This is a genomic window from Streptomyces sp. ATLC9, assembly GCF_057196705.1.
Genome location: NZ_JBXUOY010000001.1, coordinates 51,072 through 72,611 on the forward strand (window position 1 = coordinate 51,072; position 21,540 = coordinate 72,611).

Genomic DNA, 21,540 nt, shown 5'->3' on the forward strand with positions numbered 1-21,540 from the left:
TCGGGATGCCCCGGCTCCCCGCCCCCGACTACCCGGCCGACGTCCGCGCCCGGCTGGAGGCGGACGCCAGTCAGATCATCGCCCGCTACCCGGGCAGCCGCTCCGCGCTGCTGCCGATGCTGCACCTGGTGCAGTCCGAGGAGGGGCACGTCACCCCCACCGGGCTGCGGTTCTGCGCCGAGCTGCTCGACCTGACCACGGCCGAGGTCACGGCGGTGGCCACCTTCTACACCATGTACCGGCGCAAGCCCTCGGGCGACTACCAGGTGGGGGTGTGCACCAACACCCTGTGCGCGGTGATGGGCGGCGACGCCATCTTCGAGGCGCTCCAGGAACACCTCGGCGTCGGCAACGACGAGACCACCGAGGACGGCAAGGTGACGCTGGAGCACATCGAGTGCAACGCGGCCTGCGACTTCGCGCCCGTGGTGATGGTCAACTGGGAGTTCTTCGACAACCAGACGCCCGAGAGCGCCAGGAAGCTCGTGGACGACCTGCGCGCCGGACGCGAGGTGCGGCCCACCCGCGGCGCCCCGCTGTGCACCTTCAAGGAGACCGCGCGCATCCTCGCCGGATTCCCCGACGAGCGGCCCGGCGCCGTCGAGGCGAGCGGCAGCGCGGGCCCGGCCACGCTGGCCGGACTGAAGCTGGCCAAGGGCGAGAAGGCCGGGCCGAAGGTGGTCTCGCCGCGCGGCGGGGAAGGGCCCGCGTCGGCCGGGCAGCCCGTCACCGAGACCGGCGAGGCGCCCCAGCCCCACCCCAGCTCCCACGACGCGCCGCGCAGGACGGCCGCCTCCGACCCCGACAACCCGGCCGGCCCGGTGGCGAAGGAGGGCAAGTGATGACCGCCGAATCAGCGGAGAAGCTGCTGGCCCCGGTGCTCTCGGCCTTCTGGGACGATCCGGCGTCCTGGACGCTGGACACCTACCGGGCGCACGAGGGGTACGAGGGCCTGCGCAAGGCCCTGGCGATGAAACCCGACGACGTCATCGCCTACGTCAAGGACTCCGGTCTGCGCGGCCGCGGCGGCGCCGGCTTCCCCACCGGCATGAAGTGGCAGTTCATTCCCCAGGGCGACGGCAAGCCGCACTACCTGGTGGTCAACGCCGACGAGTCCGAGCCGGGCACCTGCAAGGACATCCCCCTCCTCTTCGCCAACCCGCACGCGCTGATCGAGGGCATCGTGATCGCCTGCCACGCGATCCGGTCCAACCACGCCTTCATCTACCTGCGCGGCGAGGTCGTCCCCGTACTGCGGCGCCTGCACGCCGCGGTCCGCGAGGCCTACGAGGCCGGCTACCTCGGCAAGGACGTCCTCGGATCCGGCCTGGACGTGGACATCACCGTGCACGCGGGCGCGGGCGCGTACATCTGCGGCGAGGAGACCGCGCTGCTGGACTCCCTGGAGGGCCGGCGCGGGCAGCCCAGGCTGCGTCCCCCCTTCCCGGCCGTCGCGGGCCTGTACGCGTGCCCCACCGTCGTCAACAACGTCGAGTCCATCGCCTCGGTTCCCGCGATCATGAACCGGGGCAAGGAGTGGTTCCGCACGATGGGCAGCGAGAAGTCCCCGGGCTTCACGCTGTACTCCCTCAGCGGCCACGTCGCCGGTCCCGGCCAGTACGAGGCGCCGCTGGGCATCACGCTGCGCCAGCTGCTGGAGATGAGCGGCGGCATGCGGCCCGGCCACCGGCTGAAGTTCTGGACCCCGGGCGGCTCCTCGACCCCGCTGCTGACCGACGAGCACCTCGACGTCCCGCTGGACTACGAGGGCGTCGGCGCCGCGGGATCGATGCTCGGCACCAAGGCGCTCCAGTGCTTCGACGAGACCACCTGCGTGGTCCGCGCGGTGACCCGCTGGACGGAGTTCTACGCCCACGAGTCCTGCGGCAAGTGCACCCCCTGCCGCGAGGGCACGTACTGGCTCGTCCAGCTCATGCGCGACATCGAGGCCGGCAAGGCGACCATGTCCGACATCGACAAGATCGCCGACATCGCCGACAACATCAACGGCAAGTCCTTCTGCGCCCTCGGCGACGGGGCCGCCAGCCCGATCTTCTCCTCCCTGAAGTACTTCCGCGAGGAGTACGAACAGCACGTCACCGGGCGGGGCTGCCCCTTCGACCCGGCCAAGTCGACCCTGTGGGCCGACGACAGGACCGCACACCTGGAGGTGAAAGCGTGACCGTCACCACCGACGCCAAGGCCTCCGGAGGCGGAGAGGCCAAGCCGCCCGAGGCTCCCGAGGACGCGGTGACGCTGACGATCGACGGCATCGGGGTCAGCGTGCCCAAGGGCACCCTGGTCATCCGCGCCGCCGAACTGCTCGGCATCGAGATCCCGCGCTTCTGCGACCACCCCCTGCTGGACCCGGCCGGGGCCTGCCGCCAGTGCATCGTCGAGGTCGAGGGCCAGCGCAAGCCCATGGCCTCCTGCACGATCACCTGCACCGACGGCATGGTCGTCAAGACGCATCTGACCTCACCGGCGGCCGAGAAGGCCCAGCGCGGCGTGATGGAGCTGCTGCTCATCAACCACCCGCTGGACTGCCCGGTCTGCGACAAGGGCGGCGAGTGCCCGCTGCAGAACCAGGCCATGTCCCACGGGCAGGCCGACAGCCGCTTCGACGGCCGCAAGCGCACCTTCGCCAAGCCCGTGCCGCTCTCGTCCCAGGTGCTGCTGGACCGGGAGCGCTGCGTGCTGTGCGCCCGCTGCACCCGCTTCTCCAACCAGATCGCGGGCGACCCGATGATCGAGCTGCTGGAGCGCGGCGCCCTGCAGCAGGTCGGTATCGGGGAAGGGCCGCCCTTCGAGTCCTACTTCTCCGGCAACACCATCCAGATCTGCCCGGTCGGCGCGCTCACCTCGGCCGCCTACCGGTTCCGCTCCCGCCCCTTCGACCTGATCTCCTCGCCGAGCGTGTGCGAGCACTGCTCCGAGGGGTGCGCCACCCGCACCGACCACCGGCGCGGCAAGGTCATGCGGCGGCTGGCCGCCGACGACCCGGAGGTCAACGAGGAGTGGATCTGCGACAAGGGCCGCTTCGCCTTCCGCTACGCCCAGCAGCGCGACCGGTTCACCCACCCGCTGCTGCGCAACACCGGAACCGGTGAGCTGGAACCCGCGAGCTGGCCCGAGGCGCTGGACGCCGCGGCCAGGGGACTGGCGGCGGCCCGCGGCCGTACCGGCGTGCTCACCGGCGGACGTCTGACGGTCGAGGACGCCTACGCGTACGCCAAGTTCGCGCGGGTCGCCCTCGACACCAACGACATCGACTTCCGCGCCCGCGTCCACAGCACCGAGGAGGCCGACTTCCTCGCCTCCCACATCGCCGGACGCGGACTGGACGCCGAAGGGCGCGGTGTCACCCACTCCGCGCTGGAGAAGGCCCCGGCCGTGCTGCTGGTCGGCTTCGAGGCCGAGGAGGAGGCCCCCGGCGTCTTCCTGCGACTGCGCAAGGCGTACCGCAAGCACGGTCAGCGCGTCTTCTCCCTGGCCACTCACGCCACCCGCGGGCTGAGGAAGGCCGGCGGCACCCTGCTGCCGGCCGCGCCCCACACCGAGACCGAGTGGCTGGACGCGCTGGCCGGCGGAGTCGGGCTGGACGAGACCGGGCAGAAGGCCGCCGAGGCGCTGCGCGCCGAGGGCTCGGTGATCATCGCCGGGGAACGGCTGGCCGCCGTGCCCGGGGGATTCGCCGCCGCCCTGCGGACGGCCGCCGCCACCGGCGCCCGCCTGGTGTGGATCCCGCGCCGGGCCGGTGAGCGGGGAGCGGTCGAGGCCGGGGCGATCCCGACGCTGCTGCCCGGCGGACGCCCCGCCACCGACCCGGACGCCCGCGCGGAGACGGCCGCCGTCTGGGGCGTGGCGCAGCTGCCGACCCGCTTCGGCCGCGACACCGGCCGGATCGTCGAGGCCGCCGCGGGCGGCGAACTCGCGGCCCTGCTGGTGGGGGGCGTGGAGATCGCCGACCTGCCCGACCCGGAGCTGGCCCGCAGGGCGCTGGACGAGACCGGTTTCGTCGTCAGCCTGGAACAGCGGCCCTCGGAGGTCACCGAGCGGGCCGACGTGGTCCTGCCCGTCGCCGCGGTCGTGGAGAAGGCGGGCTCCTTCCTCAACTGGGAGGGGCGCTCGCGGCCCTTCGAGGCCGCGATCAAGCCCGACCAGATGACCCGCCGGCTCGTCCAGTCCGACCACCGCGTACTGCACATGCTCGCCGACGCCCTCGACGTCCACCTCGGACTGCCGGACGTGCGCACCGTCCGCGCCGAGATGCGGCGTCTGGGCGTCTGGGACGGCACCCGGGCGGACGCCCCGGAGGCCGGCAGCCGGCAGGTCCCGCGGCCCGCCGCGGGCGAGGCGGTGCTCGCCGGACACCGGCTGCTGCTCGACCGGGGCCGGCTCCAGGACGGCGACGAGGCGCTGGCCGGGACCCGGCACGCCGCCGTCGCCCGGCTCTCGGCCGCCACGGCCGCCGAGGTCGGGGTGGCGACCGGCCGGCCGCTGACCGTGACCGGCCCGGCCGGGACGGTCACCCTGCCGCTGGAGATCACCGAGATGCCCGACCGCGTGGTCTGGCTGCCGCTGAACTCCACGGGATCCGGTGTCCTGGACGGTCTGGGCACCGTGCCCGGCCGGCTCGTGAAGCTGTCGGCGGCCCCTACCGCCGGGGTGACCGCCGGGACCCCGCAGGAGACGAAGGGGGTGGAGGCGTGATGAGCCCGTCCGTCCCGGTCGGCGGGACGAGGTTCCTCGCCGACGAGGACCTGTCGATGTTCGGCACCGATCCCTGGTGGCTGATCGGCCTCAAGGCGGTGTTCTGCTTCGCGTTCCTGATGGTGACCGTGCTGATCTCCATCGTCATGGAGCGCAAGGTCGTCGCCTGGATGCAGCTGCGCATCGGCCCCAACCGGCACGGCCCATGGGGGATGCTCCAGTCGCTGGCCGACGGCGTGAAGCTGATGCTGAAGGAGGACGTCAACGTCAAGGCGGCCGACAAGGCCGTCTACATCCTGGCCCCCATCATCGGCGCGATCCCGGCCTTCATGGCCATCGCGGTGATCCCCTTCGGCCCGCCCGGCAACGAGGTGTCGGTCTTCGGCACCCGCACCGCGATGCAGCTCACCGACCTGCCGGTGGCGATCCTGTACATCCTGGCCACCGCCTCCATCGCCGCCTACGGCACGGTGCTGGCCGGCTGGTCCTCGGGTTCCACCTACCCGCTGCTCGGCGGTGTGCGCGCCACGGCCCAGGTGATCTCCTACGAGGTCGCCATGGGCCTGAGTTTCGCGGCGGTCTTCCTCTACTCCGGGTCGATGTCCACCTCGACGATCGTCGGGGCGCAGGCCGACACCTGGTTCGCGCTGCTGCTGCCGGTGTCGTTCCTCATCTACATGGTGGCGATGGTCGGCGAGGCGCACCGCGCGCCCTTCGACATGCCCGAGTCCGAGGGCGACCTGGTCGGTGGCTTCAACACCGAGTACTCGTCGATCAAGTTCGCGTTCTTCATGCTCGCCGAGTACGTCCACATGGTCACCGTCTCGGCCCTGGCTGTCACCCTCTTCCTGGGCGGCTGGCGCGCCCCGGCGCCGATCAGCACCTACTGGGAGGGCGCCAACCAGGGCTGGTGGCCGCTGCTGTGGTTCGTCGTCAAGGTGAACCTGCTGCTGTTCCTCTTCGTCTGGCTGCGCGGCACGCTCCCGCGCGTGCGCTACGACCAGTTCATGAAGCTGGGCTGGAAGGTCCTCATCCCGGTCTCGCTGGCCTGGCTGATGCTGGTGGCCACCGTGCGGGCGCTGCGCAACGAGGGCTACGCCTTCGGCGACATCGTGCTCTGGGTCGCCGGCGCGGCGCTGGTGCTGCTCCTGTTCTCCTTCGTCTACGACGCCGTCCGCGCACGCGGCGAGCGCGCCGGCGAGGAGGAGAAGCCCCGGGAGGCGGCCGGAGACGAGACCTTCGACCCGATGGCGGGCGGCTACCCCGTACCGCCGCTGCCGGGGCAGACCCTGCCGCCCGTACCGCGCCGGCGGCCGCGCCGCGAGCGGGAGACCGCGGGCGTGGGGGCCGGCGCGGACGGCGAGTCCAGCGAGACCGGCAAGGCCAGGGAGGCCGACGATGCCTGAGTTCGAGAACCCGGTGGCCGGCTTCGGCGTGACCTTCAGGGCCATGTTCAAGAAGCGGCTCACCGAGCAGTACCCCGAGCAGAAGAAGCCCACCGCGCCGCGCTTCCACGGCCGGCACCAGCTCAACCGGCACCCGGACGGGCTGGAGAAGTGCGTCGGCTGCGAGCTGTGCGCCTGGGCCTGCCCGGCCGACGCGATCTACGTGGAGGGCGCGGACAACACCGACGAGGAGCGCTACTCGCCCGGTGAGCGCTACGGGCGCGTCTACCAGATCAACTACCTGCGCTGCATCCTGTGCGGCCTGTGCGTCGAGGCGTGCCCCACCCGGGCGCTGACCATGACCAACGAGTACGAACTGGCCGACCGGAGCCGCGAGTCGCTCATCTACACCAAGGAGGAGCTGCTCGCCGGCCTGGAGGAGGGCATGGTCGACACCCCGCACGCGATCTTCCCGGGCATGACCGAGAAGGACTACTACCGGGGGCTGGTCACCGAGGCCGCCGCGGGGACGGTCCGGCAGGAGGCCCACTCGAAGAACCCGAAGAACGAGCCCCCGCAGGCCGCCGCCGACACCTTCGGTCCCGACGAGCCGGCGTCCTCCGAGGCGGTGAGCGAGAAGTGAACGGCACCCTGCTGGCGGCTGCCTCCACCACCTCCACCGGCGAGGCGGTGCAGTTCTGGATCCTGGGCACCGTCGCGGTGCTGGGCGCGCTCGGGACCGTGCTGATGAAGCGGTCGGTGCACTCGGCGCTCTGCCTGGCCGGGACGATGATCGTCCTGGCCGTGTTCTACCTGGCCAACGGCGCCTACTTCCTGGGCATCGTGCAGATCGTCGTCTACACCGGCGCGGTCATGATGCTCTTCCTGTTCGTGCTGATGCTCGTCGGCGTCACCGCCGCCGACTCGCTGAAGGAGACCATCAAGGGGCAGCGCTGGATGGCGGTCCTGTGCGGACTCGGCTTCGGCATCCTGCTGGTAGGCGGCATCGGCAACGCCTCCGTCGGCACCTTCACCGGTCTGGCGGAGGCCAATGCGGGCGGCAACGTCCAGGGCCTGGCCCGGTCGATCTTCACCGACTACGTGTTCGCCTTCGAGATCACCGGCGCGCTCCTGGTCACCGCGGCCGTCGCCGCCATGGTGCTCACCCACCGCGAGCGCACCGAGCGCCGCGACACCCAGCGCGAGATGGCCGAGAAGCGCGTCCGCGAGGGCAAGCACCTCCCGCCGCTGCCCGCACCCGGCGTGTACGCCCGGCACAACGCCGTGGACATCCCCGGCCTGCTGCCGGACGGCACACCCTCCGAACTCACCGTCAGCCGGACGCTGCGCTCCCGCGGCCAGGTCCGGGACGTCTCCCGCGAGGCACTGTCCGACCTGGCGGCGCTGGAGCGGCGCACCGGGGAGTACCTGGGCCGGGGCGGGAGCGGAGACCGGGACGTGCGCGACGCGGCGGACGTACGCGAGGACGTCCCGGACGACTCCCCGGCCGCGGACCGAGACCGCGACGGAGACGGGGACCGCGACGGAGACCGTGACAGGGAGGCCGCCAAGTGAACCCGGTCAACTACCTCTATCTGGCCGCGCTGCTGTTCACCATCGGGGCCAGCGGGGTGCTGCTGCGGCGCAACGCGATCGTCGTGTTCATGAGCGTCGAGCTGATGCTGAACGCGGCCAACCTCGCGCTCGTCGCCTTCTCCCGGCTGCACGGCAACCTCGACGGCCAGATCATCGCGTTCTTCACGATGGTCGTCGCGGCCGCCGAGGTCGTGGTCGGTCTGGCGATCATCGTGACGATCTTCCGCTCCCGCCACTCGGCCTCGGTCGACGACGCCAGTCTGATGAAGCTGTAAGGGGTAGCGAACAGTGGAGACTTTGATCGGACTGCTCGTCGCGGCGCCACTGCTGGGCGCGGCGGTGCTGCTGTGCGGCGGCCGGAGGCTGGACCGCACCGGCCACTGGGTCGGCACGGCGCTGGCCGCCGCGTCCTTCGTCCTCGGCGCGGTGCTCTTCGCCGACATGCTCGGCCGCGAGGCCGAGGACCGCACCCTGAGCCAGCACCTCTTCAGCTGGATCCCGGTCGGCGGCTTCCAGGCCGACGTCGCCTTCCGGCTCGACCAGCTGTCGATGACCTTCGTCCTGCTGATCACCGGCGTGGGCACGCTCATCCACGTCTACTCGATCGGCTACATGGAGCACGACGAGCGGCGGCGCCGCTTCTTCGGCTACCTCAACCTGTTCCTCGCGGCGATGCTCCTGCTCGTCCTCGCCGACAACTACCTGCTGCTGTACGCCGGCTGGGAGGGCGTGGGCCTCGCCTCGTACCTGCTGATCGGCTTCTGGCAGCACAAGCCCAGCGCGGCGACGGCGGCGAAGAAGGCGTTCATCGTCAACCGCGTCGGCGACATCGGCCTGTCCATCGCCATCATGATCATGTTCACCACGTTCGGCACCTTCGCCTTCTCCCCGGTGCTGGAGTCGGTGGGCGGGACGAGCGAGGGCACGGCGACGGCCATCGGCCTGATGCTGCTGCTGGCGGCCTGCGGCAAGTCCGCCCAGGTGCCGCTCCAGTCCTGGCTGGGCGACGCGATGGAGGGCCCGACCCCGGTCTCCGCCCTCATCCACGCCGCGACGATGGTCACCGCCGGGGTGTACCTGATCGTCCGCTCCGGCGCGGTCTTCGACGCCGCGCCCGCCGCGCAGACCGCGGTGGTCACCGTCGGCGCGGTCACGCTGCTCTTCGGTGCGATCGTCGGTTGCGCCAAGGACGACATCAAGAAGGCCCTGGCGGGCTCGACGATGTCGCAGATCGGCTACATGGTGCTGGCCGCGGGCCTCGGCCCGATCGGCTACGCCTTCGCGATCATGCACCTGGTCACCCACGGCTTCTTCAAGGCCGGGCTCTTCCTCGGCGCCGGCTCGGTGATGCACGGCATGAACGACGAGGTGGACATGCGCCGCTACGGCGGTCTGCGCAAGTACATGCCCATCACCTTCGCCACCTTCGGGCTGGGCTACCTGGCGATCATCGGCTTCCCCGGTCTGTCCGGCTTCTTCTCCAAGGACAAGATCATCGAGGCGGCCTTCGCCAAGGGCGGCGCCGAGGGCTGGATCCTGGGCGGCGCGGCCCTGCTGGGCGCGGCCGTCACCGCGTTCTACATGACGCGCGTGATGCTGATGACGTTCTTCGGCGAGGAGCGCTGGCGCAACGCCCCCACCCCGTCGCCCAAGGCGCCGAGCGTGGAGCCGGCCGCCGGGACCAGGGGCGAGTACGAGGTGCCGCACCCGCACGAGTCCCCGAAGTCGATGACGGTACCGATGATCGTCCTGGCCTTCGGATCGGTCTTCGCCGGCGGCCTGTTCAGCTGGGGCGAGGCGTTCGTCCACTGGCTGGAGCCGGTCGTCCCCTTCGAGCACGGGCACCCGCCGGTCAGCGCGCTCACCGTCACCGCGGCCACGGTCGTCGCCCTGCTCGTCGGAGTCGGCGCCGCCTGGCTGCGGTACGGGCGCAAGCCCGTGCCCGCACTCGCCCCGCGCGGCTCACTGCTCACCCGGGCCGCGCGCCGCGACCTGCTCCAGGACGACTTCAACCACGTGGTGCTGGTCAAGCCCGGCGAGTACCTCACCCGCGGGCTGGTCTACCTCGACCACAAGGTCGTCGACGGCGCCGTCAACGGCACCGCCGCGGCCGTCGGCGGTCTGTCCGGCCGGTCGCGGCGGATCCAGAACGGTTACGCCCGCAGTTACGCGGTCTCGATGCTCGGCGGTGCGGCGGTCCTGGTCGCCGCGACCCTGCTGATGAGGGCGGTCTGATCCCATGTCATTTCCCCTGCTGACGGCGTTGGCCGCGCTGCCCGCGGTCGGAGCGGTCGCCACCGCCGCCGTACCCGCCGCCCGGCGCACCGCCGCCAAGTGGCTGGCGCTGGCCGTATCCCTGGCCACCCTGGTCCTCGCCGCGGTCGTGGCCCTCCGCTTCGACCCCGGCGGCGACCGCTACCAACTGACCGAGTCGCACACCTGGATCGCCGATTTCGGCGTCCGCTACGAACTGGGCGTGGACGGCATCGGGGTCGCCCTGATCGCCCTGACCGCCCTGCTGATCCCGTTCGTCGTCCTGGCGGGCTGGCACGACGCCGACCCCCTGGAGGAGTCGGAGCCCGACCGCCGGTGGCGGCCCACCCAGGGCTTCTTCGCGCTGATCCTGGCCGTCGAGGCGATGGTGATCGTCTCCTTCGCGGCCACGGACGTCTTCCTCTTCTACGTCTTCTTCGAGGCCATGCTCATCCCGATGTACTTCCTCATCGGAGGCTTCGGGGACCGCGCGGGCTCCCGCGACGAGGGCGAGGCGGCCAAGCAGCGCTCCTACGCGGCCGTGAAGTTCCTGCTCTACAACCTCGCCGGCGGCCTGATCATGCTGGCCGCGGTGATCGGCCTGTACGCCGTCACCGCCGACCAGCTGGGCGAGGGCACCTTCTCCCTCCAGGCGATCGTCGAGGCCCGCGCCTCCGGCGAGCTGGCGATGGCGCAGAACACCGAGCGGCTGCTGTTCCTCGGCTTCTTCCTCGCCTTCGCGGTCAAGGCACCGCTGTGGCCGCTGCACACCTGGCTGCCCAACGCCATGGGCGAGTCCACCGCGCCGGTCGCCGTGCTCATCACGGCGGTCGTCGACAAGGTCGGCACCTTCGCGATGCTCCGCTTCTGCCTCGGGCTCTTCCCCGAGGCCAGCGCCTGGGCCACCCCGGTGGTGCTGGTACTGGCACTGGTCAGCATCGTCTACGGCGCCCTGCTCGCCATCGGCCAGCGCGACATCAAGCGGCTGATCGCCTACGCGTCGATCTCCCACTTCGGCTTCATCATCCTGGGTATCTTCGCGATGACCAGCCAGGGCCAGGGCGGCGCGACGCTCTACATGGTCAACCACGGGATCTCCACCGCCGCCCTGATGCTGGTCGCCGGCTTCCTGATCTCGCGCCGCGGCTCCCGGCTCATCGCCGACTACGGCGGGGTCCAGAAGGTCGCCCCGGTACTGGCCGGCACCTTCCTGATCGGCGGACTCGCCACCCTGTCGCTGCCGGGGCTCGCGCCGTTCGTCAGCGAGTTCCTGGTTCTGGCGGGCACGTTCACCCGCTACCCGGCCGCCGGGATCGTCGCCACGTTCGGCATCGTCCTGGCCGCGCTGTACGTGCTGGTGCTCTACCAGCGCACCATGACCGGACCGGTCAGGCCCGGGGTCGAGCGCATGCCCGATCTCAGGAAGCGCGAACTGGCGGTGGTGGCACCGCTGATCGCCCTGCTGGTCCTCCTCGGCGTCTTCCCCAAGCCGCTGACGGACATCGTCAACCCGGCGGTCGAGCACACCCTCTCGGACGTGCAGAAGACCGACCCCGATCCTGAGGTGGAGGCCGCCAAGTGAGCACCGCCACGGAACTCACCCTGCGGGCGCAGGAGGTCATCCCCGCGCCCGACATCGAGTACGGGCAGCTCGCCCCGGTGCTGATCGTCATCGGCGCCGCCGTCGTCGGCGTCCTGCTCGAGGCGTTCGTGCCGCGCCGGGCGCGGTACGCCGCCCAGACGCTGCTGGCGGGCCTGGCCCTGGCGTCGGCCTTCGCGGCCGTCGTCGGGCTGGCCGCCGCCGGGCGGGCCACCACCGAGGCGGGGCTGGTCGCCATGGGCGCCCTCGCCGTCGACGGGCCGGCGCTCTTCCTGCAGGGCGTGATCCTGCTGGTCTCGCTGGTCGCGGTCCTCACCTTCGCCGAGCGCAGGCTCGACCCGCGGGCGCACGGCAGGCACGTGGACTCCTTCGCCGCCGAAGGCGCGGCCGTGCCCGGCGGCGAGGGCGAGAAGGCGGCGGTGCGGGCCGGGTTCACCACCACCGAGGTCTACCCGCTGCTGCTCTTCGCGGTCGGCGGCATGCTGGTCTTCCCGGCCGCCAACGACCTGCTGACGCTCTTCATCGCGCTGGAGGTCTTCTCGCTCCCGCTGTACGTGCTGTGCGCGCTGGCCCGCCGCAAGCGGTTGATGTCGCAGGAGGCCGCGCTCAAGTACTTCCTGCTGGGCGCCTTCTCCTCCGCCTTCCTGCTCTTCGGCATCGCCCTGCTGTACGGCTACGCGGGCAGCGTGAAGTACGCGGAGATCGCGTCGGTGATCGCGGACACCAACCGCGGCACGACCGAGGCGCTCGCCGGGACGACGGGCAACGACGTACTGCTGCTCATCGGCGGCGCGCTGCTGGTGATGGGCCTGCTGTTCAAGGTCGGCGCCGTGCCGTTCCACATGTGGACGCCGGACGTCTACCAGGGCGCCCCGACCCCCGTGACCGGCTTCATGGCCGCCGCCACCAAGGTCGCCGCCTTCGGCGCCCTGCTGCGGCTGCTGTACGTCGTACTGCCGGGGCTCACCTGGGACTGGCGACCGGTGATGTGGGGGGTCGCGATCGTGTCGATGCTGGCCGGCGCGGTCATCGCCATCACCCAGACCGACGTCAAGCGGCTGCTGGCGTACTCCTCGATCGCGCATGCGGGCTTCATCCTCGCCGGTGTGATCGCGGCGACGCCCTCCGGCATCTCCTCGGTGCTGTTCTACCTGGCGGCCTACTCCTTCGTCACGCTCGGCGCCTTCGCCGTGGTGACGCTGGTGCGGGACGCGGGCGGCGAGGCCACGCACCTGTCCAAGTGGGCGGGGCTGGGGCGCCGTTCCCCGCTGGTGGCCGCGGTCTTCGCGGTCTTCCTGCTGGCCTTCGCGGGCATTCCGCTGACCTCCGGGTTCGCGGGCAAGTTCGCGGTGTTCAAGGCGGCTGCGGAGGGCGGCGCGGGGGCGCTGGTGGTCGTGGGCGTGATCGCCTCGGCCATCGCGGCGTTCTTCTACATCCGCGTCATCGTCCTGATGTTCTTCAGCGAGCCGAAGGTGGAGGGGCCGTCGGTCGCGGTGCCGAGCCCGCTGACCACCACGGCGATCGCCGTCGGTGTGGCGGTCACCCTGGTGCTGGGCGTGGCCCCGCAGTACTTCCTGGACCTCGCCTCCCAGGCGGGGGTGTTCGCCCGCTGAGGGCGCCCGTACGGGGGCGGGCGGCCCGCCCCCCCGGCCGGGCGGCCGTCGCCGTACGCGCCGTCGTATACGGGGTTCCGCTCCCCGGCGCGCTCACTCCGCGGGGAGCTCCAGATCGCTGGGCAGTCCGCTGGGCAGGTCGCCGATCTCGGGGATCTCGGTGGAGACCTCGGGGACCTCGACCCTGGTGAAGGTGTCGGTGGTGCCCGACTCCCAGACGACGGTGAGGCTCTCGCCCTCCACGCTCTTCACCGTGCCCCTGGTGCGGTCGGTGCTGCCGTCGGTGCACTTGAGGGTGAAGGTGACCGGATCGGCGCCGGTGTCGGCCGTGCCCGTGCAGGTGGTCTCGCCCAGCAGCGCCGCCTGCTCGCCGCTGACGCTCAGAACCATCGCCCTGCCGCCGCCCTCGGCGCTCCAGGTGCCGTTCACCCCGCCGGTCGCCGCCTCCCCACCGGGGCCGCCGGTGGGCTCGGCGGTCCGCCCGGAGCTCGTTCCCGGCTCGGGCTCCCCGGAGTCGCCGTCGCTTCCACAGCCGCTCACCAGCAGGGCTGCGGCCAAGGCGGCGGCCGCTCCCGCGTACCGTGCCGATGTGCGCACGTGGTCCCCCTATGCGTATCACTGCGTACTGCAAGGACACGTCAAACTAGCAGGTGACACCCGCCGGCGGCCCGGCCCGGGACGGATTCCCGGCCGGGCCGCCGGCCGGCGCGGTGTCAGGTGTCCCGGCCGGCGGCCGGGTGGATGCGGCCGGACACCTCGCCCAGACCGATGCGGGATCCGTGCGGGCCCGGCGCCCAGGCGCTGATGACGACCTCGTCGCCGTCCTCCAGGAACGTCCGCTCGCCGTCGGGGAGCCCGACCGGGTCGCGGCCGGACCAGGTCAGCTCCAGCAGGCAGCCGCGCTGGTGCACCTCGGGGCCGCTGACGGTGCCGGAGGCGAAGAGGTCCCCGGTGCGCAGCGAGGCGCCGTTCACGGTCATGTGGGCGAGTTGCTGGGCGGCCGTCCAGTACATCGCGGAGAACGGGGGCTCGGCGATGGTGTGTCCGTTGAGGGAGACCGAGATCCGCAGGTCCAGCCCGCCCGGCTCCCCGCCCGCGGCGTCCTCCAGGTAGTCCAGCAGCGGGTGGGTGCGCCGCGGCGGTTCGGTGCGGGCCGAGTCGAGGGCGTCCAGCGGGGTGACCCAGGCCGAGACGGAGGTCGCGAAGGACTTCCCCAGGAACGGGCCCAGCGGCACGTACTCCCAGGCCTGGATGTCGCGTGCCGACCAGTCGTTGACCAGGCAGACGCCGAAGACGTGTTCCCGGAAGTCCGCCTGCGGCACCGGTTCGCCCAGCCGGGAGGGGGCGCCGACGAGGAAGCCGACCTCCGCCTCGATGTCCAGGCGGCGGGACGGGCCGAAGGAGGGGGAGGCCTCGTCGGGGGCCTTGCGCTGCCCCCGCGGGCGGACGACGGGGGTGCCGGAGACCACGACGGTGCCGGAGCGGCCGTGGTAGCCGATCGGCAGGTGCTTCCAGTTGGGGGTGAGCGGTTCGCCCCCGGGACGGAAGATCCGTCCGACGTTGGTGGCATGGTGCTCGCTGGCGTAGAAGTCGACGTAGTCGGCCACCTCGAAGGGGAGGTGGAGGGTGACGTCCTCGAGCCGGATCAGGTACTGCGTGACGGCGCCGGCGTGCTCGGGCGCGGTCAGCCAGGAACGCAGCTCCGCGCGCACCGCCTGCCAGACGGGGCGCCCCGCCGCCATCAGGGGGTTGAGGTCCGGCTTCTGGAGCAGGCCGGTGTGGGGCGAGCCGAACGCGTCGGCCGCCGAGCCCGCGTCCAGGACGTACGGGCCGTAGCGCACGCCGATCCGGCGCAGATCGGGGTCGTCCTCGGTGGTGAAGACGCCGTAGGGCAGGTTCTCCGGGCCGAAGAGATCGCCTTCGGGCAGTTCGAGCGGGGTCGCGTCGGACATGGGTGAGGTGCCTCGCCTTCGAGGTCGTCGCCGGTCAGGGCCGCGAACAGGCTACGCGGTGGTGATCCGCGGCAGAAGCGACCCGCTGCGGGGCCCGGGGGACCCGGACGCGGCCTCCGTCACAGAGGCAGCGCGGCGGTCGTGATCCCCTCGGGACCGGCTACGCTGCCAGGGATGACGATGGCGACGGCGGCCCGGCGGTACGGCGAGACACCGCGGATGCCGCGACGAGCCGCGTGATCGTTGGCTGATCGTACGCAGACAGGAGTACCCCTCGTGACCGTCGTCGGGCCCTTCGGGCTGAGCGTGCGGGACCATGCGCTGGAAACCGATGTCCAGGCGGGGTTGGCGGCGGTCGAGGAAGGCCTTATCGAGGCCACCAAGAGCGGCGTGCCCTTCATAACGGAAGCCGCGAGGCATCTGGTGCGGGCCGGCGGGAAGAGGTTCCGCCCGTTGCTGGTGATGCTGGCGGCGCAGTTCGGGGATCCGCACGCCCCGGGGGTGGTGCCCTCGGCGGTGGTCGTGGAGCTGACACATCTGGCGACGCTCTACCACGACGACGTGATGGACGAGGCGGACGTGCGGCGCGGAGTGCCCAGCGCCAACGCCCGCTGGGACAACTCCGTGGCCGTCCTCACCGGCGACTTCCTCTTCGCCCGGGCCTCGCACATCCTGGCCGACCTGGGACCGGAGGCGGTCCGGATCCAGGCCGAGGCGTTCGAGCGGCTGGTGACCGGGCAGATCCTGGAGACGGCGGGACCGCGGGAGGGCGACGACCCGATCGACCACTACCTCGACGTGATCGCGGGCAAGACCGGCTCGCTGATCGCGGTGGCCGGGCGCTTCGGCGCGATGATGTCGGGTGCGGACGAGAGCGTCGTGGACGTCCTCACCCAGTACGGGGAGCGGATCGGCACCGCCTTCCAGCTGGCCGACGACGTGCTCGACATCGCCAGTGACTCCCACGAGTCCGGCAAGACCCCCGGCACGGACCTGCGGGAGGGCATCGCGACGCTGCCGGTCCTGCGTCTGCGCGCCCGCGCGGCCCACGGCGGCTCGCCGGAGGACCTGGCCCTGTGCGCGCTGCTGGACGGCGATCTGAGCGATGACGCCCGGCACGCGGAGGCGCTGGCGGGACTCCGCGCCCATCCGGCGCTGGAGGAGGCGCGGCGCGACACGATCCGCTGTGCGGACGAGGCCCGCAACGTCCTGGCGCCCCTGCCGGACTGCGCGGCCAGGGAGGCCCTCTCCTATCTGTGCGACTCGGTGGTCCACCGCGCGGGCTGACCGCGCCGGGGGCGCCGTCCGCCCCGACCGCCCCGATCCGGAAGAGTCCGTACGCCTCGGGGAGGGGGCGGAGAGCCGCGCGCGGTGCCCGGTGGGACGAGACGGCGTCGGTGGTGTCATACCTCGGGAGTAGATCGGCTCGATCCTGTCGTCCGACGCCCTGTCCGGAGCAATTTGGTGGGATTGACACCGTCGCCCCGCACCGGAATGGGTGAGAATGGCGGCCAGGGGTTGACGAGTGCGACGTACGGACGAACCGCCGCCGATCACGGAGGTAAGGGCACACATGGCACGGACCCGACCGATGAAGAAGACGTTGCGTTACGCGGTGCCGGCGACCGTGGCCGGAGCGACGGTGGCGGCCGTCGGCCTCGTACCGGCACTGGCCAGTTCCGGCGGCAGCCCGGATCTGGCGAAGATCACCGCCGAGGAGCTGGTCGCGAAGATCGCGGCCTCGGACACCCAGCAGCTGTCCGGGACGGTGAGGATCACCACCGACCTCGGTCTGCCCGCTCTGCCCGGCATGGGCCCGGGCGGCTACGGCGGCGGCCGGGAGGAGGGCGGCGGGGACGGCTCCGGAAGCGCCGACCCGCGTGGCAGGCTCACCGAGCTGGCCTCCGGATCCCACACCCTGCGCGTGGCGGTGGACGGACCGGACAGACAGCGCCTCTCGATCGTGGAGAAGGCCGCGGAGTACAGCCTCATCCGCAACGGCGGTGACGTGTGGGCGTACGACAGTGCCTCCGACACCGTCCACCACACAGTCCTCCCGCGGGAGACCGAGCGGGGAGCCGGCCGGGGGGAGGCCCCCGGGGGGCTGGAGAAGGCGACCCCGCAGAAGGCCGCCCAGGAGGTTCTCAAGGCCGTCGACGCCACCACCTCGGTCACCGTCGACGGTACGGCGAAGGTCGCCGGACAGGACGCCTACCAGCTGCTGGTCGAGCCGAAGCAGCCGGACAGCACGGTCGGTTCGGTGCGGATCGCGGTGGACGCGGACAGCGGTGTGCCGCTGAGGTTCACACTCACCCCCCAGGACGGCGGAAAGGCCGCCGTCGACGTGGGCTTCACCGAGGTGGAGTTCGCCAAACCGGACGCCGACACCTTCGCCTTCAAGCCGCCGAAGGGCGCGAAGGTCACCGAGGAGAGGCTCGACGGCGCACGGAACGGCTCCGGCGGGACGCCGCACGAGGGCGGCGGTGGCGCCGAGGGCAAGGGCCCGGACGGTGCCGGGGGGCTGCCGTCCGGCCTGGAGGTCGTCGGTGAGGGCTGGAACTCGGTCGCCCGGATCGAGCTGCCCGGCGGAAGCCCGGTGCCCGGCACCGGCCCCGGCAAGGACGCCGGGCAGGAGGCGACGCCCGAGGTGCGCGGGCTGCTCGACGGCTTCACCGAGGAGGTCAAGGGCGACTTCGGCACCGGCCGGTTCTTCAGCACCCGCCTCGTCAACGCCCTGATCACCGATGACGGCACCGTGTACGTCGGAGCCGTCACCCGTGAGGGGCTGGTCAAGGCGGCCGACTCCGCCGGCCGGGCCGGATAGCGCGCCCGCCGCCCGGTCCCGCGGCCCATCTGCGAGGCGGCGCGGCGGGACCGGTGCGGCACTGCCGCGCCGCACCGTCCACTCGACCCCGGGAAGCGCCATGCAGCCACCGTCCGCTCCGGACACGGTCGTCGAGGCCCGCGGGCCCGCCAAGCGGTACCGCGGCGGACAGCCCGCCGTGGACGGCCTCGACCCGGCGGTGCCGCGCGGCAGTGTCTTCGGCTTCCTGGGGCCCAACGGTTCGGGCAGGACGACCACGATCCGGATGCTGTTCGGACTGATCGAGCCCAGCGGTGGCAGCGCGCGGCTGCTGGGCGAGCCGATGCCGGACGCGGCCCGGCGGGTGCTGCCGCGGGTGGGCGCGCTGATCGAGGGCCCGGCGCCGTACGGCTTCCTCCTGGCCGTGACAACCAGCTGCGGCTGGACGCGGCCGATTCGACCGCCGATCCCCGCACCCGTGCGGCCCGGGTGGAAGAGGCACTGGAACGGGTGGGGCTCACGGCCGCCGCCCGCAAGAGGGCACGGGCGTACTCGCTGGGCTGAAGCAGCGCCTCGGTCCGGCGGCGGCGCATGGGCCCGGTTCGCCGGCCGGGACGTCACTGTCTGAGCCGCCCGAGCGACGCCCCGGTCCGCCCTCCTCATGCCACGCAGAATTCATTGCGTTCGGGATCCGTCATCACCGTCCACTCACCGCCCGGCTCTCTCACCTGCCGTATGACCGCCGCGCCCAGGCCCTCCAGCCGGGCAACGGTCTCCTCACGCCGGCCGGGGCCCGAATGGACATCGATGTGCAGGCGGTTCTTGACCGTCTTCGCCTCCGGGACCCGCTGGAAGAGCAGACGCCGTCCCAGCCCCGCGCCGCTGTCGGGGTCGGCCGGGTCCTCCGGATGGCGTGCCGCCGCCAGGTCGCGCCAGGCGCGGCGGCCATGGTGCTCGACCAGGATGTCCTCACCCACGGCACCGACACCGAGCAGGCGCTCGATCAGGGTGCTGTTGTCCTCCACCCGGTATCCCAGGGCCGCGGCCCAGAAGTCGGCCAGCCGGTGCGGGTCCGCGCAGTCGATCACGAGTTTCCAGCCCAGCACCTCGTGAGCGCCGTCCGCCGAATCCGCCCCGTCCGCCGAACCCGCCGTGCCCGAGGACTCCGCCATCGTCCCGTCTCCCGTCCGCCGTCTTCCCCTTGATCGGCAACCAGTTATAGTGGTTACGTGACGGAGTCCGCAACAGGTCTGATGCTGCACTCACCCGAAGGGGTGCCCTACCGCTTCGACCCGGGAGCCCTGTGCCTGGAACTGCTGCCGACGGGCGGGGCCGGGAGCCACGCCCGCCGCGAGGTGCTGCGCGAGCCGGTGAATCTCGCGGTCTGGGCCGCCCGCTCCCGGCTGCGTCCCGCACCGTCGATCGAGGTGACGGAGGCGGAGCTGACCGCCGCCAGGGAGCTGCGCGCCGTGCTGTGGCGGATGGCGGTGGACCGGGTGCACGGACGTACGCCGCGCCCGCAGGACGCGGCGGCGGTCAACGAGGCCGCGTCCTGTCCGCCGCTGCCGGTGCGGTTGCGGCAGGACGGCGGACGGGGCTGGACGAGGGAATGGGGGCCGGGCGCGACCGGCACGCACCTGCTCTCGACCGTCGCGCGTGACGCCGTCGATCTGTTCGGCGGCCCCTGCGCACACCGGATACGTGAGTGCGCGTCGGACGACTGCCGCCTGGTCTTCGTGGACACCTCGCGGCCCGGACGCCGCCGCTGGTGCTCGATGGAGCGCTGCGGCAACCGCCACAAGGTCCGGGCGCTGCGCACCCGCCGGGGGGAGGGGGAGTGACCGCGGGCTCGCGGCGATCGCCCGCCCACCGGTCCGGTGGGGCGGACCGGTGGGCGGGTGGGGGCCGGGCCGAGGACCGGAGGAGCCGGACGGGTCAGAAGGTGAGCTTCCAGCTGTCGATGTGGCCGGAGTCGCTGCGGTACACGTCCCGCACGCGCAGCCTCCAGGTGCCGGAGGCCGCCTCGGAGGAGGCGTTGACGGTGTAGGTGGTGATCACGTCGTCGCCCGAGTCCCAGCCGGAGTTCTTCAGCCGGTAGCTGCTGCCGTCGGGCGCCACCAGGTCGATGACCAGATCACCGCGGTAGGTGTGCTTGATGTCGACACCGACTTCGAGGTCGCTCGGGGCGTTTCCGGAGAGGCCGGTGACGGAGACCGGGGACTCCACGGTGCCGGGGTCCGGAATCTGGTAATCGTCCGTGTTCTCGAAGGTGTCGCCGTCCGGCGGCGGGGTGGTGGCGCCCGAGCTCAGCGTCCACACCGCGTGGGCGGCGGCGTCGCTGTTGCGGTCCAGGGCGGTGTCGTTGACGTTGGCGGTGGTGTCGCAGGAGGAGTGGTAGCAGCGGTCGAAGGCCTGCCCGGCGGTGCCGCCCCACTTCTGCGCCTGGGCGCTGGTCTTGACGCGTCCGGCGCCGGTGAACAGCCCGCCGACGGGGACGCCCGCGCTCTTGAACGGAGCGTGGTCGGACCGTCCGTCGCCCTCCGTCTCGATCTCGGTCGGGATGCCCTTGGCGGCGAACCAGTCCTTGAAGACCCTCTCGATGGCCGGGTCGTCGTCGTAGACGAAGTAGCCGGCGTTCGGCGAGCCGATCATGTCGAAGTTGAGGTAGCCGTCGATCCTCGACCGCTCCGTGGAGGAGAGGCTGTTGACGTAGTGCCTCGAGCCCACCAGACCGAGCTCCTCGGCCCCCCACCAGGCGAACCGCAGGTGCTTGTCGGGCTGGTACCCCGCACGGGCCACGGCCAGGGCGGTCTCCAGGACGGCGGCGGAGCCGGAGCCGTTGTCGTTGATGCCGGCGCCGCTGCTGACCGAGTCCAGATGCGCTCCGGACATGAGGACGGCGCCGCTGTCGCCACCGGGCCAGTCGGCGATCAGGTTGTAGCCGGTGGTCCCGTTGTAGGTGAACTGCTGGAGGGTGGTGGTGTAGCCGGCGGCGTCCAGCTTGCCCTTGACGTAGTCGACCGACGCCCGGTAGCCGGGGCGGCCGTGGGCGCGGTTGCCGCCGTTGGCGCCTGCGATCGCCTGGAACTGCGAGAGGTGCGCCTTGACGTTGGTGAGCGGGATGTCCGGTGCCGCGGCGGCCGGGGCGGCACCGGCCGTGGCCGGGGCGGTCGTCGCGGTGAGCAGCCCGGCGGCGAGCACGCCGGCGAGTCCGGCTCCGAGGGCGGCGCGGCGGAGGGGGGATCTTCGGGAGAGCCGGCGTCCGGCGTGAGTGGGCATCATGCCTCCTGTGGGGGTTGACGTGGGCATGATGCTGATGGGGCGCCAGTGTGTCGTCAAGGGCGGAATCCGGACATAGGTGTCCTAGTATCGGACGCCGTAGCGCTGACGTGGCGCATCCGCGCGGTGCACCGCGAAATGGCTGGTTCCGGCCGTTCCCCCTTTGGGGTTCCTCTGCGGAAGGCCGACCGGAACCGGGGGCCGGCCGCGGCCGCCCCCCGGGGTCAGTTCTTCGCGGCGTCCGACGGTGTGCCCGCCCCCGCCGGGCGGTCCGCCGGACGGCCGGTCCTTCCGGGCTCCGCGCCCTCGGCCTCTCCGCCGCCCGTCCGCGGTGTCGGCGCGGCTG

The 21,540-nt window shown here is 72.1% G+C and carries 17 protein-coding genes and 1 pseudogene; 14 read left to right on the plus strand and 4 right to left on the minus strand.

What is annotated here, in order from left to right:
- The first annotated feature begins 5 nt into the window (after positions 1 to 5).
- From nuoE to nuoN, 10 genes are read left to right on the plus strand one after another with little or no spacing between them, the layout of a single operon-like run.
- On the plus strand, positions 6 to 842 hold the full coding sequence (gene nuoE / locus AC2CJA_RS00245) for an NADH-quinone oxidoreductase subunit NuoE (RefSeq protein WP_484600585.1): 837 nt from the start codon (positions 6 to 8) through the stop codon (positions 840 to 842).
- The gene (gene nuoF, locus AC2CJA_RS00250) at positions 842 to 2,182 is read left to right on the plus strand and encodes an NADH-quinone oxidoreductase subunit NuoF (protein ID WP_484600566.1); all 1,341 of its coding nucleotides are present in this window, start codon (positions 842 to 844) and stop codon (positions 2,180 to 2,182) included. Before nuoE ends, nuoF begins: the two co-directional genes overlap by 1 nt.
- Positions 2,179 to 4,713, plus strand: a complete 2,535-nt coding sequence (locus AC2CJA_RS00255; RefSeq protein ID WP_484600567.1) for an NADH-quinone oxidoreductase subunit G — start codon at positions 2,179 to 2,181, stop codon at positions 4,711 to 4,713. The genes nuoF and AC2CJA_RS00255 overlap by 4 nt, the downstream gene beginning before the upstream one ends.
- The gene (gene nuoH / locus AC2CJA_RS00260) at positions 4,713 to 6,119 is read left to right on the plus strand and encodes an NADH-quinone oxidoreductase subunit NuoH (protein WP_484600568.1); all 1,407 of its coding nucleotides are present in this window, start codon (positions 4,713 to 4,715) and stop codon (positions 6,117 to 6,119) included. Before AC2CJA_RS00255 ends, nuoH begins: the two co-directional genes overlap by 1 nt.
- Entirely contained in the window at positions 6,112 to 6,741 is a 630-nt protein-coding gene (gene nuoI / locus AC2CJA_RS00265) for an NADH-quinone oxidoreductase subunit NuoI (RefSeq protein WP_484600569.1), read from the plus strand. The genes nuoH and nuoI overlap by 8 nt, the downstream gene beginning before the upstream one ends.
- Positions 6,738 to 7,673 (plus strand): NADH-quinone oxidoreductase subunit J, encoded by a 936-nt coding sequence (locus AC2CJA_RS00270; protein ID WP_484600570.1) that lies wholly within the window; start codon positions 6,738 to 6,740, stop codon positions 7,671 to 7,673. Before nuoI ends, AC2CJA_RS00270 begins: the two co-directional genes overlap by 4 nt.
- Complete coding sequence (gene nuoK / locus AC2CJA_RS00275) at positions 7,670 to 7,969, plus strand: NADH-quinone oxidoreductase subunit NuoK (RefSeq protein WP_093660472.1); 300 nt, start codon at positions 7,670 to 7,672, stop codon at positions 7,967 to 7,969. Before AC2CJA_RS00270 ends, nuoK begins: the two co-directional genes overlap by 4 nt.
- A 13-nt stretch (positions 7,970 to 7,982) precedes the next feature.
- Positions 7,983 to 9,929 (plus strand): NADH-quinone oxidoreductase subunit L, encoded by a 1,947-nt coding sequence (gene nuoL, locus AC2CJA_RS00280; protein WP_484600571.1) that lies wholly within the window; start codon positions 7,983 to 7,985, stop codon positions 9,927 to 9,929.
- Positions 9,930 to 9,933: 4 nt separating this feature from the next.
- On the plus strand, positions 9,934 to 11,529 hold the full coding sequence (locus AC2CJA_RS00285) for an NADH-quinone oxidoreductase subunit M (protein ID WP_484600572.1): 1,596 nt from the start codon (positions 9,934 to 9,936) through the stop codon (positions 11,527 to 11,529).
- Positions 11,526 to 13,160: an NADH-quinone oxidoreductase subunit NuoN gene (gene nuoN, locus AC2CJA_RS00290; protein WP_484600573.1), complete on the plus strand. Its 1,635-nt coding sequence runs from the start codon at positions 11,526 to 11,528 to the stop codon at positions 13,158 to 13,160. The genes AC2CJA_RS00285 and nuoN overlap by 4 nt, the downstream gene beginning before the upstream one ends.
- Positions 13,161 to 13,253: 93 nt before the next feature.
- Here nuoN and AC2CJA_RS00295 read toward each other — a convergent pair whose 3' ends face one another.
- Both AC2CJA_RS00295 and fahA read right to left on the minus strand, forming a co-directional pair.
- Entirely contained in the window at positions 13,254 to 13,757 is a 504-nt protein-coding gene (locus tag AC2CJA_RS00295) for a hypothetical protein (RefSeq protein WP_484600574.1), read from the minus strand.
- A gap of 116 nt (positions 13,758 to 13,873) precedes the next feature.
- Entirely contained in the window at positions 13,874 to 15,112 is a 1,239-nt protein-coding gene (fahA, locus tag AC2CJA_RS00300) for a fumarylacetoacetase (RefSeq protein ID WP_484600575.1), read from the minus strand.
- Between the two features lie 276 nt (positions 15,113 to 15,388).
- Here fahA and AC2CJA_RS00305 point away from each other — a divergent pair, with 276 nt between their 5' ends.
- From AC2CJA_RS00305 to AC2CJA_RS00315, 3 genes and pseudogenes are all read left to right on the plus strand, one after another.
- A complete protein-coding gene (locus tag AC2CJA_RS00305; RefSeq protein WP_484600576.1) occupies positions 15,389 to 16,399 on the plus strand; it encodes a polyprenyl synthetase family protein in 1,011 nt (336 codons plus the stop codon).
- Between the two features lie 286 nt (positions 16,400 to 16,685).
- Entirely contained in the window at positions 16,686 to 17,936 is a 1,251-nt protein-coding gene (locus tag AC2CJA_RS00310; RefSeq protein ID WP_484600577.1) for a LolA family protein, read from the plus strand.
- A 100-nt stretch (positions 17,937 to 18,036) separates the two neighbouring features.
- Positions 18,037 to 18,505, plus strand: a pseudogene (locus AC2CJA_RS00315) (ATP-binding cassette domain-containing protein); the annotation flags it as partial.
- Between the two features lie 69 nt (positions 18,506 to 18,574).
- On the opposite strand, the gene AC2CJA_RS00320 reads toward AC2CJA_RS00315, so the two are convergent.
- On the minus strand, positions 18,575 to 19,087 hold the full coding sequence (locus AC2CJA_RS00320) for a VOC family protein (protein WP_241717553.1): 513 nt from the start codon (positions 19,085 to 19,087) through the stop codon (positions 18,575 to 18,577).
- Between the two features lie 81 nt (positions 19,088 to 19,168).
- Here AC2CJA_RS00320 and AC2CJA_RS00325 point away from each other — a divergent pair, with 81 nt between their 5' ends.
- Positions 19,169 to 19,756, plus strand: a complete 588-nt coding sequence (locus AC2CJA_RS00325) for a CGNR zinc finger domain-containing protein (protein WP_484600586.1) — start codon at positions 19,169 to 19,171, stop codon at positions 19,754 to 19,756.
- Between the two features lie 94 nt (positions 19,757 to 19,850).
- Here AC2CJA_RS00325 and AC2CJA_RS00330 read toward each other — a convergent pair whose 3' ends face one another.
- Positions 19,851 to 21,197, minus strand: a complete 1,347-nt coding sequence (locus AC2CJA_RS00330; RefSeq protein WP_484600578.1) for a M28 family metallopeptidase — start codon at positions 21,195 to 21,197, stop codon at positions 19,851 to 19,853.
- Positions 21,198 to 21,540: the final 343 nt, after the last annotated feature.

Coding starts and splice junctions, on each gene's coding strand:
- nuoE (WP_484600585.1), top strand. CDS start 6: ATGCCCCGGCTCCCCGCCCCCGACTACCCGGCCGACGTCCGCGCCCGG.
- nuoF (WP_484600566.1), top strand. CDS start 842: ATGACCGCCGAATCAGCGGAGAAGCTGCTGGCCCCGGTGCTCTCGGCC.
- nuoH (WP_484600568.1), top strand. CDS start 4,713: ATGAGCCCGTCCGTCCCGGTCGGCGGGACGAGGTTCCTCGCCGACGAG.
- nuoI (WP_484600569.1), top strand. CDS start 6,112: ATGCCTGAGTTCGAGAACCCGGTGGCCGGCTTCGGCGTGACCTTCAGG.
- AC2CJA_RS00285 (WP_484600572.1), top strand. CDS start 9,934: ATGTCATTTCCCCTGCTGACGGCGTTGGCCGCGCTGCCCGCGGTCGGA.
- fahA (WP_484600575.1), bottom strand. CDS start 15,112: ATGTCCGACGCGACCCCGCTCGAACTGCCCGAAGGCGATCTCTTCGGC.
- AC2CJA_RS00310 (WP_484600577.1), top strand. CDS start 16,686: ATGGCACGGACCCGACCGATGAAGAAGACGTTGCGTTACGCGGTGCCG.
- AC2CJA_RS00320 (WP_241717553.1), bottom strand. CDS start 19,087: ATGGCGGAGTCCTCGGGCACGGCGGGTTCGGCGGACGGGGCGGATTCG.
- AC2CJA_RS00325 (WP_484600586.1), top strand. CDS start 19,169: ATGCTGCACTCACCCGAAGGGGTGCCCTACCGCTTCGACCCGGGAGCC.
- AC2CJA_RS00330 (WP_484600578.1), bottom strand. CDS start 21,197: ATGATGCCCACTCACGCCGGACGCCGGCTCTCCCGAAGATCCCCCCTC.